The organism is Mitsuaria sp. GD03876, assembly GCF_029840635.1.
Taxonomy (GTDB): domain Bacteria; phylum Pseudomonadota; class Gammaproteobacteria; order Burkholderiales; family Burkholderiaceae_C; genus Roseateles.
In genome coordinates, this window is record NZ_JAOCCU010000025.1 from 39,776 (window position 1) to 56,416 (window position 16,641).

General features: G+C 72.2%; 15 protein-coding genes. 6 read left to right on the forward strand and 9 right to left on the reverse strand.

Translation table 11 applies throughout. The features are described 5' to 3' along the window. Positions 1–90 precede the first annotated feature (90 nt). The 5 genes from ssuE to N5D62_RS16625 are packed head-to-tail and all read left to right on the forward strand — an operon-like array spanning position 91 to position 4,664. A complete protein-coding gene (gene ssuE / locus N5D62_RS16605; RefSeq protein ID WP_279758966.1) occupies positions 91–678 on the forward strand; it encodes an NADPH-dependent FMN reductase in 588 nt (195 codons plus the stop codon). 28 nt (positions 679–706) lie between these two features. After that, a complete protein-coding gene (locus N5D62_RS16610) occupies positions 707–1,702 on the forward strand; it encodes a sulfonate ABC transporter substrate-binding protein (RefSeq protein ID WP_279758967.1) in 996 nt (331 codons plus the stop codon). Between the two features lie 10 nt (positions 1,703–1,712). Further along, positions 1,713–2,894 (forward strand): FMNH2-dependent alkanesulfonate monooxygenase, encoded by a 1,182-nt coding sequence (gene ssuD / locus N5D62_RS16615; protein ID WP_279758968.1) that lies wholly within the window; start codon positions 1,713–1,715, stop codon positions 2,892–2,894. Between the two features lies 1 nt (position 2,895). After that, positions 2,896–3,690: an aliphatic sulfonate ABC transporter permease SsuC gene (gene ssuC / locus N5D62_RS16620; RefSeq protein ID WP_279758969.1), complete on the forward strand. Its 795-nt coding sequence runs from the start codon at positions 2,896–2,898 to the stop codon at positions 3,688–3,690. Further along, the gene (locus N5D62_RS16625; RefSeq protein ID WP_279758970.1) at positions 3,690–4,664 is read left to right on the forward strand and encodes an ATP-binding cassette domain-containing protein; all 975 of its coding nucleotides are present in this window, start codon (positions 3,690–3,692) and stop codon (positions 4,662–4,664) included. The genes ssuC and N5D62_RS16625 overlap by 1 nt, the downstream gene beginning before the upstream one ends. Positions 4,665–4,717: 53 nt before the next feature. Here N5D62_RS16625 and N5D62_RS16630 read toward each other — a convergent pair whose 3' ends face one another. Further along, positions 4,718–5,827: an alpha/beta hydrolase gene (locus tag N5D62_RS16630; RefSeq protein ID WP_279758971.1), complete on the reverse strand. Its 1,110-nt coding sequence runs from the start codon at positions 5,825–5,827 to the stop codon at positions 4,718–4,720. 295 nt (positions 5,828–6,122) lie between these two features. Here N5D62_RS16630 and N5D62_RS16635 point away from each other — a divergent pair, with 295 nt between their 5' ends. Continuing rightward, positions 6,123–6,491: a hypothetical protein gene (locus N5D62_RS16635; RefSeq protein WP_279758972.1), complete on the forward strand. Its 369-nt coding sequence runs from the start codon at positions 6,123–6,125 to the stop codon at positions 6,489–6,491. A gap of 12 nt (positions 6,492–6,503) precedes the next feature. Here the strand turns inward: N5D62_RS16635 and N5D62_RS16640 are convergent, their stop codons facing one another. The 8 genes from N5D62_RS16640 to cydD all read right to left on the reverse strand — a co-directional run bounded on the left by N5D62_RS16640 (position 6,504) and on the right by cydD (position 16,538). Continuing rightward, positions 6,504–7,451: a lysylphosphatidylglycerol synthase domain-containing protein gene (locus tag N5D62_RS16640; RefSeq protein ID WP_279758973.1), complete on the reverse strand. Its 948-nt coding sequence runs from the start codon at positions 7,449–7,451 to the stop codon at positions 6,504–6,506. Then, positions 7,448–8,788, reverse strand: a complete 1,341-nt coding sequence (gene clsB, locus N5D62_RS16645; protein WP_279758974.1) for a cardiolipin synthase ClsB — start codon at positions 8,786–8,788, stop codon at positions 7,448–7,450. Before clsB ends, N5D62_RS16640 begins: the two co-directional genes overlap by 4 nt. Continuing rightward, a complete protein-coding gene (locus N5D62_RS16650; protein ID WP_279758975.1) occupies positions 8,785–9,522 on the reverse strand; it encodes an endonuclease/exonuclease/phosphatase family protein in 738 nt (245 codons plus the stop codon). Before N5D62_RS16650 ends, clsB begins: the two co-directional genes overlap by 4 nt. 336 nt (positions 9,523–9,858) lie before the next feature. Continuing rightward, a complete protein-coding gene (gene cydX, locus N5D62_RS16655) occupies positions 9,859–9,987 on the reverse strand; it encodes a cytochrome bd-I oxidase subunit CydX (RefSeq protein ID WP_279758977.1) in 129 nt (42 codons plus the stop codon). A gap of 70 nt (positions 9,988–10,057) precedes the next feature. Then, positions 10,058–11,212 (reverse strand): cytochrome d ubiquinol oxidase subunit II, encoded by a 1,155-nt coding sequence (gene cydB / locus N5D62_RS16660; RefSeq protein WP_279758978.1) that lies wholly within the window; start codon positions 11,210–11,212, stop codon positions 10,058–10,060. A gap of 32 nt (positions 11,213–11,244) precedes the next feature. Continuing rightward, entirely contained in the window at positions 11,245–12,828 is a 1,584-nt protein-coding gene (locus N5D62_RS16665) for a cytochrome ubiquinol oxidase subunit I (RefSeq protein WP_279758979.1), read from the reverse strand. A gap of 42 nt (positions 12,829–12,870) precedes the next feature. Continuing rightward, entirely contained in the window at positions 12,871–14,589 is a 1,719-nt protein-coding gene (gene cydC / locus N5D62_RS16670; protein ID WP_279758980.1) for a thiol reductant ABC exporter subunit CydC, read from the reverse strand. Then, complete coding sequence (cydD, locus tag N5D62_RS16675) at positions 14,586–16,538, reverse strand: thiol reductant ABC exporter subunit CydD (RefSeq protein ID WP_347881818.1); 1,953 nt, start codon at positions 16,536–16,538, stop codon at positions 14,586–14,588. Before cydD ends, cydC begins: the two co-directional genes overlap by 4 nt. Positions 16,539–16,641: the final 103 nt, after the last annotated feature.

Below are 16,641 nucleotides of genomic sequence, written 5' to 3' on the forward strand. Positions count from 1 at the left end.
TGCGCCTATCCATCGACGTTCTGCTTCGTTCGGGGAAGGGCGGCCGATTCGCAGAATGAGCCTGTCCTGATTCCTGCCTCGCCCCCCGCCATGACCACCTCCACGACCCCGCCGGTGCTGCTGATCGCAGCGAGTCCCAGCCTCCGATCGCGCTCCGGCGCACTGCTCGCCGGCGCCGCCGAGCGGCTTCATCACCACGGCCTGTCGACCCGCACGCTCCGCCTGCGCGAGCTGCCGGCGCAATCGCTGCTGCATGCCGACGTCGACGATCCCGCGATTCGGGACGCCCTCGCCGCCGTGGCCGAGGCCCGCGTGGTCGTGCTCGCCACCCCCATCTACAAGGCGGCCTACAGCGGCCTGCTGAAGGTCTTCCTCGACCTGCTGCCGCAGGACGGCCTGGCCGGCAAGCCGGTCTGGACGCTTGCCACCGGTGGCAGCCTCGCGCACCTGCTGGCGCTGGACTACGGCCTGCTGCCGGTGCTGTCCGCGCTCGGCGCCCGCGCGCACATCGACGGCGTCTACGCCAGCGACGCGCAGATTCCCAAGGACGCCGCCGGCGAGTACCGCGTCGCCGACGACATCGGCCGCCGCCTGCTGGCCGGCGCCGCGCAGGTGCTCGAGCGCGTGCCGGCGCCCGTGCGCGCGGCCTCCGCCACGCGGCCCGCGCTGGTCCTCTGATCCCCAATTCCTTCTTCGAGATCCCACCATGACGCACTTCCTCGATCGCCGCGGGGCGCTCGCGCGCCTGGCCACGCTGGCCGCCGCCTTGACCGCCTCGCTGGGCCTGGCCGCCGGCGCCGCCCGGGCCCAGTCGCCCGCGAATCCCACCGAACTCCGCATCGGCTTCCAGAAGTACGGCACGCTGACCGTGCTGAAGGCCAAGGGCGACCTGGAGAAGCGCCTCGCGCCGCTGGGCATCGCCGTCAAGTGGACCGAGTTCCCCGCCGGCCCGCAGCTGCTCGAAGGCCTGAACGTCGGCTCGATCGACTTCGGCACCGTCGGCGAGGCCCCGCCGATCTTTGCCCAGGCTGCCGGCGCCGACCTCGTCTACGTCGCCAACCAGCCGCCCGCGCCCGCCGCCGAGGCGTTGGTCGTGCCCAAGGATTCGCCGATCAAGTCGCTGGCCGACCTGAAGGGCAAGAAGATCGCGCTGAACAAGGGCTCCAACGTCCACTACCTGCTGGTCAAGCTGCTGGAGAAGCAGGGCCTGAAGTACGGCGACATCAACGTCGTCTACCTGCCGCCGGCCGATGCGCGCGCCGCCTTCGAGCGCGGCGCGGTCGACGCCTGGGTGATCTGGGATCCGTTCCTGGCCGCCGCGGAACGCCAGCTTGGCGCGCGCGTCGTGGCCGACGGCAAGGGCGTCGTCGCCAACCACCAGTTCTACCTGGCCGCGCGCGGCTACGCGGAGAAGCACCCGCAGGTCGTGCAGGCGATCGTCGACGAACTGGCGAAGCTGGACCGCTGGTCCGAGAGCAACACGCAGGCCGTGGCGACGCTGCTGGCGCCGCAGATCGGGCTGGACGTCGCGACGACCGAGCTCGCCGCCGCGCGCTTCGCCTACGGCATCCAGCCGATCACGCCGGCCATCGCCGCCGAGCAGCAGAAGATCGCCGATGCCTTCCACGCGCTGAAGCTGATCCCCAAGCCGATCCGCATCGCCGACGCGCTGCCGAAGTCGGTCCGCACCGCCGCGAAGTGAGGGACTCGCGATGAAGATCCTCTGGTTCATCCCCACGCACGGCGACTCGCGTTACCTCGGCACCTCCAAGGGCGCGCGGGTCGCGGACTTCGACTACTACCGCCAGGTCGCGATCGCGGCCGACAGCCTTGGCTACGAAGGCGTGCTGCTGCCCACCGGGCGCAGCTGCGAGGACAGCTGGATCGTCGCGGCCAGCCTGATCGAGGCGACGCGCCGCCTGAAGTTCCTGGTCGCGCTGCGGCCGGGGCTGGTGCAGCCGGTGCAGTCGGCGCGCATGGCGGCGACGCTGGACCGGCTCTCCGGCGGTCGGCTGTTGGTGAACCTGGTGACCGGCGGCGATCCGGACGAGCTCGCCGGCGACGGCCTGTTCCTGCCGCACGAGGAGCGCTACGCGCTGTCCACCGAGTTCCTGAGCGTTTGGCGCGACGTGCTGCGCGCCAGCCATGACGGTGAGGCCATCGACTTCGACGGCGAGCAGCTGCGCGTCAAGGGCGGCAAGCTGCTGTACCCGCCGGTCAGCCGGCCGTATCCGCCGGTGTTCTTCGGCGGTTCGTCCGGACCGGCGATCGAGCTGGCGGCCGAGCAGGTCGACACCTACCTGACCTGGGGCGAGCCGCCCGCGGCCGTCGCCGAGAAGCTCGACGAGGTGCGCGTGCGGGCCGAAGCCAAGGGCCGGAAGCTCGAGTACGGGATCCGCCTGCATGTCATCGTCCGCGAGACCGAGGACGAGGCCTGGGCCGCCGCCGGCGACCTGGTCAAGCACCTCGACGAGGACGTCATCGCCGCGGCGCAGGCGAAGTTCGCGTCGATGGACTCGGTGGGGCAGCGCCGCATGGCCGAGCTCCACCAGGGCCGCTTCGACCGGAACGACATCCGCGCGGGCCTGGAGATCTCGCCCAACCTGTGGGCCGGTGTCGGCCTGGTGCGCGGCGGCGCGGGGACCGCGCTGGTCGGCAACCCGCGGCAGGTCGCCGATCGGATCCAGGAGTACGCGGCGCTGGGGCTGGAGTACTTCGTGCTCAGCGGCTATCCGCACCTGGAGGAGGCCTACCGCTTCGCCGAGCTGGTGTTCCCGCTGCTGCCGCTGGACCTGCGGGAGAAACTCGCCGCGCCGAAGCTGACGGGACCGTTCGGCGAGATCGTCGCCAACAACTACGTGCCGGGGCCGGCCAAGCTGGCCGCGGCGAGCTGAGATGGGCGCCGCCGCGATCAAGCGCGCCGCGCGCGACACCCTGTGGCAGGGGTTCGTGCCGTGGCTGGTGCCGGTGGCCGTGCTCGCGCTGTGGCAGCTGAGCGCGCAGGCCGGCTGGCTGTCGACGCGGGTGCTGCCGGCGCCGTCGGCGGTGGCGAAGGCGGCGTGGGAGCTCGCGCTGTCGGGCGAGCTCTGGCGCCACCTGGCGGTGAGCACCGGGCGCGCCTTCATCGGCTTCGCGATCGGCGGCGGGCTGGGCCTGTTGCTGGGGCTGCTGACCGGCTCGCAACGTTGGGCGGAGACGGCGTTGGACACGACGCTGCAGATGCTGCGCAACATTCCGCCGCTGGCGCTGATCCCGCTGGTGATCCTGTGGTTCGGCATCGACGAGACGGCCAAGCTGTTCCTGGTGGCGCTGGGGGTGTTCTTCCCGGTCTACCTGAACACGTTCCACGGCATCCGCGGCGTGGACCGCGACCTGATCGAGATGGCGCGCTCCTACGGGCTGAGCGGCTGGTCGCTGTACCGGCAGGTGATCCTGCCCGGCGCGACGGCCTCGATCCTGGTCGGGCTGCGCTTCTCGCTGGGGCTGATGTGGGTGCTGCTGATCGTGGCCGAGACCATCTCGGCGCAGAGCGGCATCGGCTACATGACGATGAACGCGCGCGAGTTCCTGCAGACCGACGTGGTGCTGGTCGGCATCCTGATCTACGCGCTGCTGGGCAAGCTCGCCGACGTCGCGGCCCAGGCGCTGGAGCGCGCCTGGCTGCGCTGGCATCCGGGGTACCAGACATGATGAGCGTGACCGAGATCGACATCCTGACCGACTGGCAGGACTCCCAGCCGGCGGTGTCGCCGCATGGCGGGGACCAGGAACGCGGACGGGCGCGCGGGTCGGCTTCGACGCGGGCCGAGGCGAGGACGGCCCGCGGCCCCGCGATCCGCCGCGATGCCGCGAGCGGCTCGACCGCCGGCGCCGGGGCTGCACTCGACGGCAGCGGGGTGACGTTGTCGGGCCTGGGCAAGGCCTTCGGCGACCGCCAGGTCCTGCGCGACATCGACCTGCGGGTCGCGCCCGGCGAGTTCGTCGCCGTCATCGGACGCAGCGGCTGCGGCAAGAGCACCTTGCTGCGCCTGCTGGCGGGGCTGGACCGGCCGAGTGCCGGCGTGCTCGACGCCGGCGACGCGGCGGACACGCGCTTCATGTTCCAGGACGCGCGGCTGCTGCCGTGGGCGCGAGTGCTGGACAACGTCGCGCTCGGCCTGTCGGGTCCCGAGGGCCGGGAGCGGGCGCGCGAGGCGCTGGCGCAGGTCGGCCTGGCCGATCGCGCCAACGAATGGCCGGCGCGGCTGTCCGGCGGCCAGCGGCAGCGGGTCGCGCTGGCGCGGGCGCTGGTGCATGCGCCGCGGCTGTTGCTGCTGGACGAGCCGCTGGGCGCGCTGGACGCGCTGACGCGCATCGACATGCAGCGGCTGATCGAGACGCTGTGGGCGCGGCATCGCTTCACCGCGCTGCTGGTGACGCACGACGTGGCGGAGGCGGTGGCGCTGGCCGACCGCGTGCTGCTGATCGAGGACGGACGCCTGGCGCTGGACCTGCGGGTGGATCTGCCGCGCCCGCGCCGACGCGACGCGGCGTTCGCGGCGCTGGAGCAGCGCTTGCTCGACCGCGTGCTGAGCGCGCCCGAGCGGGAGGCGCTGGAGACGCGCGACGGGGCGGGGCACTGGCAGGTGCCGGTGCCCGCGCCGATGTTGCGCTGGGCGGTGTAGCCGCCCGTACCGAGTGTTGCGCGGGCCTTCGACGGGGAGGGGCTGGGGGGCTCTCAACCGCCGAAGGCCTTGCGCAGCCGTTCGCCGGCGAAGGCTTGCGCGTTGCGCGCCTTCTCGACGACGGCGGCCGTGCCGAAGAACTCGTGGGTGACGCCCTCGTAGTCGCGGCGCTCGACGAGGACATCGGCCTTCTTCAAGGCGTCCTCCATCTTGGCGCTGTCGGAGCGCAGCGGGTCGACGCGCGCGCTGATCAGCGTGACCGGCGGCAGCCCGGCGAGCCTGGCGTCGATCAGGTTCAGCCGCCAGTCCTTGAGCTGGTCCTTGTTGTCGAGGAGCTTGTCGATGAACCACTCGACCATCGCGCGGTTGAGCGGCTGCGCGACGGCGTTCTCGAGGTAGGACTCGGTGTTCAGGCTGGACTGCGTGACCGGGTAGATCGCGAGCACGTGGGCGGGCTTCTGCAGCCCGGCGTCGCGCGCCGCGATCGCGGTGGCCAGCGCGAGGTTGCCGCCGGCGCTTTCGCCGGCCAGCGCGACGCGGCTGGCGTCGCCCTTGAAGCGCGCGGCGTTCGCGATGGTCCAGCGGTAGGCGGCGAGCGCGTCGTCCCAGGCGGCGGGGAACTTGGCTTCGGGCGCGCGGCGGTAGTCGACGGAGACGACGACGGCCTGCGCCTGCTTGGCCAGGGCGCGGGCGCTGGCGTCGTAGACCTGCTTGTCGGCGATCACCCAGCCGCCGCCGTGGAAGTAGACGACGACGGGGAAGGGCCCCGGGCCGTCCGGCGTGAAGAAGCGCGCGGGCAGCACGCCGGCGGCGCCTTGCGCGGTGCCGTCGACGCTGGTGACGCCGGGGACGAGTTGTGCCGGATCGGTGCTCCGGTTGTTCTGGCGCAGCAGCGCGTTGACGGCGTCGGCGATGGTCGGGTTGGCGCGCGCGGCCGGCACGTCGATCTTCTCGATCGCCTTGGGCTTCAGACCCTCGTGCGCCTTCAGCAGCGCGAGCATGTCGCCGTCCAGCCGGATCTGGCCCATGCCCTTGGCGATGGCGGTCTTGAACTTGCTGGGCTGCTCGTTGCCGGTGCCCTTGCCGGTGTCGTCGGCGGCACGGGCCAGGGGCAGCGCGAGCAGCAACGCGCTCAGCGCGGCGATGGGAAGGGAATGGCGCATGGCGGCGTCCTTGTCGGAGTGGAGCGGCATCGGGAGATGCTCAGCGGGTGCGTGAGCAAGGGGGATGCCCGAACGCGGCTGTCACGGGATTCGGATGGCCCGCGCCTTCCGACTTGACGTATCGTCGCGACGGCGCGTCGACAGGCGACGCCGATAACAACGAGCCGGAGTCACCGGCACCCAGGGAGGATCCACCGCCGCGCGTCGCGCACCTACGAGGGCGCGGCGTGCCGCATGGCCGTTCCGGGGCCGGGGACGCAGGCGCGTCCCGCTCACCTCAACCGGAACCGATCCCATGCCCTTGCATCGTCCCTTCCTCCGCTGCGCCGCGCTGGCGCTGCTCGTCGTCGTCCAGGCCGCGTCGGCCGCGCCCCAGTGGTGCACCGGCAAGGCCCAACGCGTGCTCCAGGACAAGGACGGCACCGTCCACCTCTACACGTCCTACCGCAACGACTGGACCCAGATCTGCAACTCCGAGGTCGCCTGGAACGGCGTCACGCCGTCGATCTGCAAGAGCTGGCTCGCCACCGCGAAGGCCGCCGTGGCCGCCGGCCTGACCGTCACCGTGCAGTACCCGGAGGCGCCCGCTTGCCATCAGCTGCCGGCCTACGGCGCCGCGCCCGGACCCAGCTACATCATGCTGGTGACGCCCGGTCTGGAATGACCCCGCGCGGCCTCAGCGCCGCGCCTTCGCTTCCAGCATGAAGTACGCCACCGCCGCGACGCTGAGCGGCGCGAGGTAGTACAGCGCGCGGTACGCGATCAGCGCGGCCAGCACCTGGCCGTGGCCCAGCACCGGGCCGAGGAAGGCGACGAACACGCCTTCCAGCACGCCCAGCCCCGCCGGCACATGCGTCACCACGCCGGCCACCGCCGCCACCAGCAGCACGGCCAGCGTGTGGCCGTAGTCCGTGCCGCGTTGCAGCAGCACCCACAGCACCGCGCCCATCGTCAGCCAGTTGGCCGCCGAGATGACCAACTGCATCAGCGCGATGCGCAGGCTCGGCACGAAGAAGTCGTGGCCGCGCAGCGTGAACTCGCGCCGCGTCGAGAACGCGCACAGCGCCAGGTAGGCCGCCACCAGCACCCACATCAGCCCGCCGAGTCCGCGCAGCGCCGCGCCGCCGATCTTCCAGTCGGCCGGCGGCGCCAGCCATCCGAACAGGAACAGCCCGCCCGCCAGCAGCCCGTAGCCGAGCCAGTTCGACGCCATGCTCAGCGCGAGCACCTGCGCCGGCACCGGATGCTTCAGGCCCTCGCGCGCGTACAGCCGCAGCCGCATCGCGATGCCCCCGACCAGCGAGCCCAGGTTCAGGTTGAACGCGTAGCTGACGAAGGTGATCAGCATCACCCGCCGCGTCGGCACCGCGTGATGCGTCCAGCGCTTGCCGATCAGGTCGTAGCCGCTGTAGATCAGGTGGCTGAGCAGGCACAGCGCCGCGCCGCCCGCCAGCACGCCCACGGGCAGTTGCCGCAAGGCCGCGCCGACCTCGTCCCAATCGACCTTGTGCGCGGCCCAGGCCAGCAGCGCGACCACCGCGACCGCGAAGACGCCGCTCAGCCAGCGGCCCCAGCGGCGGCGGCCGTCCCGGCGGGCGGCGTCGCCGTCGCGCGCGGCGCTCACTCCGCGGTTTCCTTGCTCAAGCGCTTGTCGGCGTGCCATTGCCAGGCCTCCGCGGGCGCCGTCGGCGGCGCGCTGACCACCACCGGCGTCTGCGCCGCCGGCATCAGCGGCTGCGCCTGGCGCGGCAGCCGTGCCAGCCAGCGCGGGAAGTGACGCAGCACGTGGAAGACCAAGGCCCCCACGCCCAGCCGCCACCACCAGCGCTGCGCGGCCGTCTCCTCGAGCGTCAGCTGCCGGCAGCGGTCGCGCATCAGCGGCTGGAGCTTCTCGCGCATCGCGCGGTTGAAGGCGCGGTCCTCGACGATCAGGTTGGCCTCCAGGTTCAGCGACAGGCTCAGCGGATCGAGGTTGCTCGATCCCACCGTCGCCCAGGCGTCGTCCACCAGCGCCACCTTGCCGTGCATCGGGCGCTCGCAGTACTCGTGGATCTGCACGCCCGCGCGCATCAACTGGCCGTAGACCATGCGCGCCGCCCAGCGCGCCCAGGCGATGTCGGGCTGGCCCTGCAGGATCAGCCGCACCGTGACGCCGCGCCGCGCCGCACGCTGCAGGCTGCGCAGCAGCAGGAAGCCGGGGAAGAAATAGGCGTTGGCGATGATCACCTCATGCCGCGCCGCATGCAGCGCCAGGCGGTACATGCGTTCGATGTCGTCGCGGTGCCGATGGTTGTCGCGCGTGACGACCACCGCCTTCGCATGTCCGGCGGGCGAGGGCGTGTCGTTGACGCCGGCGGCGTCCGGCGCCGCCGCGGTTCCGCGTCCCGCCCACCAGCGGCGGTGCGAGGTCGCCGCGGCGATCGGCGTCTTCGCCGGCGCCGCGTCCACCGTCGCGGTGGCGAGGATCTCGCGCGCCGTGCGCCGCAGCTGCGCGACCACCGGGCCGCGCACGCGCACCGCGTAGTCCTGCTTGGCCTCGGGGCCGAAGTCGATCAGGTGGTCGGCCGAGAAGTTGATCCCGCCGATGAAGCCCGTCCCGCCGTCGACGACGACGATCTTGCGATGCAGCCGTCGGAACGGCCGCAGCCGCCGCGACAGCTTGGGCGGCGGATCGAAGACATGCAGCCGCACGCCCGCGTCGGTGAGCCCGCTCACGAAATCCGCCGACAGCGTCGGCGAGCCGAAGCCGTCCACCGTCATGTCGACGCGCACGCCGCGCCGCGCCGCGGCGATCAGCACCTCGCGTAGCGCCATGCCGATCTTGTCCTCGAAGAGGATGAAGGTCTCGACCAGCACCTCGTGCCGCGCGGACTCGATCGCGTCGAAGACGGCGGGGAAGAACTCCTCGCCGTTCTCCAGCAGCTCGATGCGGTTGCCCGCGGTCCAGTGAGGTCGCTTCACAGCCGGATCTCCGCCGCCAGCGGCGCATGGTCCGACAGGTGCGACCAGGGCCGGCGCGGCAGCACGATCGGATGCTGCACCGACGCGCCGCGCACGTAGATGCGGTCCAGCGCCAGCAGCGGGAAACGCGACGGGAAGGTCCGCGCCGCCGCGCCGTAGGCCTTCACGAAGACCTCGCCCAGCCCCGCGCAACGGCTCAGCATCCGGTGCGCGCGCTGGCGCCAGTCGTTGAAGTCGCCGGCGACGATCACCGGGTCCTCCGGCGGCAGGCTGTCGATCAGCTGGCACAGGCGCTCGACCTGGCGCTGGCGATGCGATTCGCGCAGGCCCAGGTGCACGCAGATCGCATGCAACTGGCGGCCGTCCGCGAGCTGGAGCACGCTGTGCAGCAGGCCGCGGCGCTCCGGGCCCTCCATCGAGACGTCGTGGTTGGTGTGATGCGCGATCGCGAACTTCGACAGCAACGCGTTGCCGTGATGCCCCTGCGGATAGACCGCGTTGCGGCCGTACGCGAAGTCGCTCCAGAGGCTGTCCGCCAGGAACTCGTAGTGGGGCGCCTGCGGCCAGGTGGGGATGCGGGCCGCGTGCAACTCGTGTTCGCCGAGCACTTCCTGCAGGAAGACGATGTCCGCCGATACGGCCCGGACCGCTTCACGCAACTCGTGCAGGATGAAGCGGCGATTGAAGAAGCCGAAGCCCTTGTGCAGATTGACGGTGAGGACGGTGACCTTCATGGCTTGCCGGTGTGGCAAGCCGGATGCCCGTCACCGGGTCACAGGTCGTCGGACTTGAGCATCATGGGGCCGATGCACAGGACCCCGAAGGTGAGCGCGAACGCGCCCACGAGAATCGCGCCGATCAGTTCAAGCATGGGGTGCTCCTGCTGACGGTGCCGCGTCGCGGCGGGCTCCCGACGCGAGGCCTGCGGGCCTCGAAGTGCCGGGGGGGAGCGATCGATACTAGACCTGTCCCCGGGCCCGCCGCAATCGCGGCTGGCGGTGTCCGACCGCCGATTCAGGGGATTCCACACCCCCGTTTGCGCATTCGTGCCGGACGTGCTCGGCAGGCGGTCAGTCGTCGCCGCCCTGGCGTACGCGTGCGCGTTGCGCCTCGTCGTCCATCAGCTCGAACCACATCGCGTTCAGCACGGCGAAGCCCGCCGCCAGCGGCAGGCCCAGGAGCCAGGCGAAGTACCACATGAGGTGTTCCTTTCAAGTCGTTGAACGGGAACGGGAAATGCCGTTCCCTTCGAAGTCGTCGGCAAATCGGTCAATAGGCGTGGTCGCCGTGCGTGATGTCGCGCGGCCGGACCTTGCCCCAGATGACGCTGTACACCCAGGCCGTGTAGGCCAGGATGATCGGCACGAAGATCACGGCGCACACCAGCATGATGAACAGGGTCAGGTGGCTGGACGACGCGTCCCAGACCGTCAGCGCCGAGGGCAGGTGGGTCGACGACGGCACGATGAACGGGAACATCGACGCGCCCACGCTCAGGATGATCCCGGCGATCGACAGCCCGCTGACGATCACCGTCGGGCCGCCCCAGCGCGCGCGCAAGCCCAGCAAGGCCAGTAGCGCGCCGGCGAAGCCGAGCACCGGCGCCGCGATCGTCCACGGGTGGTTGGCGTAGTTGCTGAGCCAGCCGCCGGCGATGCCGGCCTGCACCGTCTTCATCAGCGGATTCGACGGCCCGTTGCCCGCATGCGGGCTGGTCCACGCGTAACCGCCGACGAGCTGCCACAGCAGCACGCCGGCCAGGGCATACAGCACGATCGTCGCCAGCGCGGCCGCGCTCGCGAAGCCGCGCGCGCGCTCGGCGACGGCGCCTTCGGTGCGGGTCGTCAGCCAGGCGCCGCCGTGCATCACCAGCATCGCCACCGACACCAGGCCGCACAGGATCGCGAACGGGTTCAGCAGCGCGAGGAACGAGCCCTCGTAGATCATGCGCATGTCGGGCGTGAAGTGGTAGGGCACGCCCTGCAGCACGTTGCCGATGGCGACGCCGAAGATCAGCGACGGCACGAAACCGCCGATGAACAGGCACCAGTCCCAGGTCGAGCGCCAGGCCGGGCTGTCCTTCTTGCTGCGGTACTTGAAGCCGACCGGCCGCAGGATCAGCGCGAACAGCGCCGCGAACATCGCCAGGTAGAAGCCCGAGAACGACATCGCGTAGATGTGGGGCCAGGCCGCGAAGATCGCGCCGCCGCCCAGCACCAGCCAGACCTGGTTGCCTTCCCAGATCGGGCCGATGGTGTTGATGACGACGCGGCGCTCGACGTCCTCGCGCGCGACGAAGGGCAGCAGCGTGCCCACGCCCAGGTCGAAGCCGTCGGTGACGGCGAAGCCGATCAGCAGCACGCCGAGCAGCAGCCACCAGATGACGCGCAGCACGTCGTAGTCCAGCAGGGTGTGAAGGATCATGTGTTTCTCCTCATGCCTTGTTCATGCGTTCTTCAGGCCGCGCGGACCTTGCCCACCAGCGGCACGTCCGGCGTGGCGGACGGCGCGGGCTCGTCCTGCGGGCCCTTGCGGATCGCCGCGAGCATCAGCTTCATCTCCACCACGATCAGCACGGTGTAGATCGCCACGAAGCCCAGCAGCGTGAACAGCACCGTCTCGATGCCCAGGTGCGACACCGCCACCGCCGTCGGCAGCACGCCTTCGACGGCCCAGGGCTGGCGACCGAGCTCGGCCACGATCCAGCCGCATTCCGCGGCGATCCACGGCAGCGGGATCGACCACACCGCGACCTTCAGCAGCCAGCGGTGCTTGTCCAGCGTCCGGCGCGCCGACAGCACGAAGAACACGCCGGTCAGCAGGATGAAGAACATGCCCAGGCCGACCATGATCCGGAACGACCAGTACAGCGGCGCGACCTGCGGCACCGTGTCCCACGCGGCCTTCTGGACCTGCGCGTCGGTGGCTTGGCGCGGGTCGTCGACGTAGCGCTTGAGCAGCAGCGCGTAGCCCAGCGACGGGCTCTGCGCGTCGAAGGCCGTGGACAGCTCGGCGGGCACGGCGGTGCCCGGCGGCAGCGCGCGGATCTTCTCCAGCGTGTCGTAGGCCTGCTGGCCCTCGCGGATGCGGCGCTCGGCCAGCTTCACCAGGTCCAGGATGCCGGGGATCTGCTCGGTCAGCGAGCGCGTGCCGATCAGGCCCATCACCCACGGGATCTGGATCGCGTAGTGGGTCTCGCGCGCGTCCTGGTCGGGCAGGCCGAAGGCGGTGAAGGCCGCGGGCGCGGGTTCGGTGTGCCACATCGCCTCGATCGCGGCGAGCTTCATCTTCTGGTGCTCGGAGGACAGGTAGCCGCTCTCGTCGCCGAGCACGACCACCGACAGCGCCGAGGCCAGGCCGAAGGACGCGGCCGCCGTCATCGAACGCCTGGCCAGGTCGACGTGCCGGCCCTTGAGCAGGTACCACGCCGACACGCCCAGCACGAACAGCGCCGCCACCACGTAGCCCGCCGACACGGTGTGCACGAACTTGGCCTGCGCGACCGGGTTGAACAGCACCTCGGCGAAGTTGGTGACCTCCATGCGCATCGTCTGCGGATTGAGCTTCGCGCCGACCGGGTTCTGCATCCAGCCGTTGGCGATCAGGATCCACAGCGCCGAGAAGTTGGTGCCCAGCGCCGTCAGCCAGGTCACGATGCAGTGCGCGCGGCGCGACATCCGTTCCCAGCCGAAGAAGAACATGCCGACGAAGGTCGCCTCCAGGAAGAAGGCCATCAGGCCCTCGATCGCCAGCGGCGCGCCGAAGATGTCGCCGACATAGTGGCTGTAGTAGCTCCAGTTCATGCCGAACTGGAACTCCATCACGATGCCGGTGGACACGCCCAGCGCGAAATTGATGCCGAACAGCACGCCCCAGAACTTAGTCATCTGTTTCCAGATGGGCCGGCCCGTCATCACGTAGACCGTCTCCATGATGGCCAGGATGATGGACAGGCCGAGCGTGAGCGGCACGAACAGGAAGTGGTACAGGGCGGTCATCGCGAACTGCAGTCGCGAGAGACCGACGACGTCGAGCTCCATGGTGGGTTCCTCCTGAGGATGTTGTGGTTGATGTGGGGAAGATCAGGCGGTGCCTGCGACGGAAATGAAGGGACGGTCGCCGCGCAGCGCGTGCAGCGCGCGGTCGAAGTCGGGCGTGCCGCGGCGCAGGTCGGCGACCAGGCGCCCGTGCGAGAGCACCAGTAGTCGGTCGGCGAGCGCGGCCTCGCGGCGCAAATGGGTGGCGATCAGCAGCGTGCGGTCGCCGGCCTGTGCGGCCAGGCGGGCCAGCACGTCGCGCGCGGTGTCGGCGTCGAGCGATTCGGTCGGTTCGTCGAGCAGCCACAGCCGGGTCGGGCGCAGCAGCAAGCGGGCCAGCGCGAGTCGCCGCGCCTGGCCGCCCGACAAACCCAGGCCGCCTTCGCCCAGTGGGGTGTCCAGTCCGCGGGCCAGCCGATCGACCTCGGCCTGGAGGCCCGCGGCGCGCAGGACCGCGCGCAGCCGGTCGTCGGGGGCGGCGGGGTCGGCCAGGCGCAGGTTGTCCGCCAGGCTGTCCTGGAACAGCTCGACGCGCTGCGTCAGCCACGAGGCTGCCGGCGCGCGCACCGTGCCGGCGAGCGGGGCGAGCTCGCCCGCGATCAGCGACAGCAGCGTCGACTTGCCCGAGCCGCTCGGGCCGATGACGGCGACACGCTCGCCTCGGTGCAGGCGCAGGTCGAGCGCCTGCAGCGCGTAGCCGCTCGCGCCGTCATGCGCGGCGCGCACGCCGGTCAGCGCGACGGCATCGTCGGCTTCGGCGGGTAGCACCGGCGCGGGCTCGGGCGCCTCGCGCAGGACCGGCGCCAGGCGGCGCGCGGCGAGGGCGCCGCGGCCCGCTTCGATCGCGCCGCGGCGCAGCGCGGCGAAGGGCTCCATCGCGGCCAGCGCCACCAGCAGCGCGAGCGCCGCGGCGGGCGCGTCGATGCGGCCGCGCTCCACCAGCGCGCCGGCGGCCAGCAGCACCGCGGCCAGCGTCAGGCTGCCGGCGATCGAGAAGGTCGCGCCGGCGCGCGCCTCGAGCCGCTGCAGCGCGCGGTCCGCGCGGGCCAGGCGGGCGTCCGTGGCGCGCAGCGCGTCGCACTGGGCGCGCAGCCGGCCGGCCATCGCGAGGTCGGTCTGGCCGGCGACCAGGTCCACGGCCTGCTCGCGCAGCCGTTCGAGCGCGGCGGCGCGGCGCAGCGCCAGGGGCCGGGCGCGTCGCGCGACGCGGCGCGTCACGCCCAGGCCGACGAGCATCAGCCACACGGCGATCGCGAGGCCCAGCGCTGCATCGAGCGCGCCGAGCACCACGCCCGCGAGCAGCGCGGCGCCCGCCGCCGCGGCGACCGGCACGCCCACGCGCAGGTAGAGGGATTCGAGCGCGTCGATGTCGGCGGTCAGCCGGAACAGCAGCCGCGCCGGACGGCGCAGCAGCCGCCGCGCGGCGCCGGGACGGGCCCAGCCTCGGAACAGCCGCTCGCGCAACGCGGCCAGCGCGGCCAGCGTCGCGTCGTGCGTGATCACGCGTTCGCCGTAGCGGCCGGCGGTGCGCGCGAGCGCGAGCAGGCGCACGCCGGCGCTCGGCGCGAAGACATTGAACGCGAGCGCGCCGGCGGTCAGCCCGGCCAGGCCGGCCGCGGTGATGAACCAGCCCGACAGGCCCAGCAGCGCGATGCCGGCCAGCACCGTCAACACCGCGAGCAGCGCGCCCAGCAGCAGGCGGCGCCCGGCGGTGGCGAGGAACAGGCGCGCGATCGTCGTCGATCCGGTGTCGCGGCGGGTCATGCGGGGCTCCCTTCGCGCCGGGGAGCGTCCGGGGCGGACAAGGCGGCGAGGCGGTTGGCGGACGGGTCGCCGGGCGCAGAGGCGATCGCTTGGGCGAGCGATGGGGCGAGCGATGGGGCGGGCGATGGGGCGGGCGATGGGTCGGGCCACGAGACGGGCTCCGTCTCCGAGTGGTCCGATGGCGCTGAGGTGTGCGAAGCAGCCACCGGCAGCAGCGCGATCGACCGGTCCAGGCGGGCGATCAGTGCGGGGTCGTGGGTGGCGACGATCAGCGTGCGACCCCGCGCGAGCCGCAGCAGCGCGTCGATGACCGAGGCGGCGGTGGCCGGATCGAGGTGCGCGGTCGGTTCGTCCACCAGCAGCAGCGTCGCGCCGGGATGCGCGGCCGCGCGGGCCAGCGCCAGCCGCACCTGCTCGCCGCCGGACAGGCCGCCGCCTTGCTCGCCGAGCGTGCCTTCCGGCAACGCGTTGGCCACGCCGTCGAGCGCCGCGATCGCGAGGGCCTCGACGATGTCGGCGCGGCGCACGCCGGGACGGTCCAGGCCGACGTTGCGATGCACCGGTCCGGCGAAGACGTGCGGCCGCTGTCCGATCCAGGCAATGCTCTGGCGCAGCGCGTCGGCCTGCGCGTCGTCGAGTCGGACGCCGTCGAACCGGATCTCGCCGGCGGAGGCGGGCAGCAGGCCCGCGATCAGCGCCAGCAGCGTCGACTTGCCGGCGCCGCTGGGGCCGACCAGCGCGACATGCTCGCCAGCGCGGACATGCAGCGAGAAGCCGTCGAACACCGGCGCCTCGTGGCCATGCGCGAAGGCCAGGTCCCGCACGAGGATGCCGGTGCCGCCCGGTCGCGCGGTGGGGAGGTCCTCGGTGTCGGGCCCCGTCGAGGCGCTCGCCGTGCCGGCGGGGTGGGCGGCGCGCGCGGTCCTGGCGATGTCAGGCGCAGTCAACGTGCCGACCAGCGGCATCCCGGTCTCGCGATACCGCGCCAGCAGCGTGAGCGCCGCTTCCCCGGCCGCCTTGTCGTGCCACACCGCGGCGAGCTCGCGCATCGGCTCGAAGAACGCCGGCGCCAGCATCAGGATGAACAGGCCTTCCCCCAGGCTCAGCCGGCCGCCCCAGGCGCCGGTGCCGCTCAAGGGACCCAGCAGGTGAAAGCCGATGTAGACCGCCACCAGCGCGACCGCCAGCGCCGAGAACAGTTCCAGCGCCGCCGACGACAGGAAGGCGATGCGCAGCACGCGCATCGCGCGCTCGCGCAGCGACTCGGCCGAGCCGCGCAGCCGACGCGCGGTGGCGTCGACGGCATCGAGCGACCGGATCGTCGACAACCCGCGCAGCCGGTCGAGCAGGAACGCGTTCATCTGGCCGAGCTCGACCAGATGGGCCTCGCTCGCCGCCTGCGCGCGCCAGCCGATCAGCGCCATGAACACCGGGATCAGCGGCATCGCCACCACCAGGATCAGCGCCGCGGTCCACGACAGGCCGGCGACCGCGACGGCGATCAGCGGCGGCACCAGCATCACCCGCCAGCGCGCGCTGCGATGCCGCGCGAGCCAGGGGACGAGCGCTTCGGCCTGTTCGGCGATCAGGCTGGCGGCCAGGCCCGAGGCGGGGCGGTCGCGATCCAGCGGCGAACGGCGGGCGAAGGTCTCGGCCGTGTCGGCGCGCAGCGTGGACAGGAAGTCCCGGGCACGCGCGAAGACGCGTTGCGCGCCCCAGCTGTCCAGCCAGGCGCGCAGCACGCCGGCGATGACGAGGCCGAGCGCCGGCATCAGCACCGCGCGCAGGCCGCCGCCGTCGGCGAGCCGCTGCACCGCGAACGCGCCCAGCGCGGCCTGCGGGATCCACAGCAGCGAGGCCAGGGCCTGGGCGACGGCACCCGGTCCCATGCCGGGCTGATGAATGGGCGCCGCGCCGGCTTGAGGGGCGGGGGTGGATGACGTGTTCATTGGTCGGCCTCTCCACGGCCGGAGGGCCGCAAAGGGGAAGGAGTGGGGACCTGGGTCTGGGGAGCGCGCCCCGGGGGACGGGTGGGGCGCTGCGCCTCGGTGA

Bases quoted from the DNA above. Each gene is read 5' to 3' on its own strand.
- N5D62_RS16635 (WP_279758972.1), top strand. From the start codon at position 6,123: ATGCCCTTGCATCGTCCCTTCCTCCGCTGCGCCGCGCTGGCGCTGCTC.
- cydC (WP_279758980.1), bottom strand. From the start codon at position 14,589: ATGACCCGCCGCGACACCGGATCGACGACGATCGCGCGCCTGTTCCTC.
- N5D62_RS16610 (WP_279758967.1), top strand. From the start codon at position 707: ATGACGCACTTCCTCGATCGCCGCGGGGCGCTCGCGCGCCTGGCCACG.
- cydD (WP_347881818.1), bottom strand. From the start codon at position 16,538: ATGAACACGTCATCCACCCCCGCCCCTCAAGCCGGCGCGGCGCCCATT.
- N5D62_RS16625 (WP_279758970.1), top strand. From the start codon at position 3,690: ATGAGCGTGACCGAGATCGACATCCTGACCGACTGGCAGGACTCCCAG.
- N5D62_RS16630 (WP_279758971.1), bottom strand. From the start codon at position 5,827: ATGCGCCATTCCCTTCCCATCGCCGCGCTGAGCGCGTTGCTGCTCGCG.
- ssuC (WP_279758969.1), top strand. From the start codon at position 2,896: ATGGGCGCCGCCGCGATCAAGCGCGCCGCGCGCGACACCCTGTGGCAG.
- N5D62_RS16650 (WP_279758975.1), bottom strand. From the start codon at position 9,522: ATGAAGGTCACCGTCCTCACCGTCAATCTGCACAAGGGCTTCGGCTTC.
- N5D62_RS16665 (WP_279758979.1), bottom strand. From the start codon at position 12,828: ATGGAGCTCGACGTCGTCGGTCTCTCGCGACTGCAGTTCGCGATGACC.
- ssuE (WP_279758966.1), top strand. From the start codon at position 91: ATGACCACCTCCACGACCCCGCCGGTGCTGCTGATCGCAGCGAGTCCC.
- cydX (WP_279758977.1), bottom strand. From the start codon at position 9,987: ATGTGGTACTTCGCCTGGCTCCTGGGCCTGCCGCTGGCGGCGGGCTTC.
- ssuD (WP_279758968.1), top strand. From the start codon at position 1,713: ATGAAGATCCTCTGGTTCATCCCCACGCACGGCGACTCGCGTTACCTC.
- cydB (WP_279758978.1), bottom strand. From the start codon at position 11,212: ATGATCCTTCACACCCTGCTGGACTACGACGTGCTGCGCGTCATCTGG.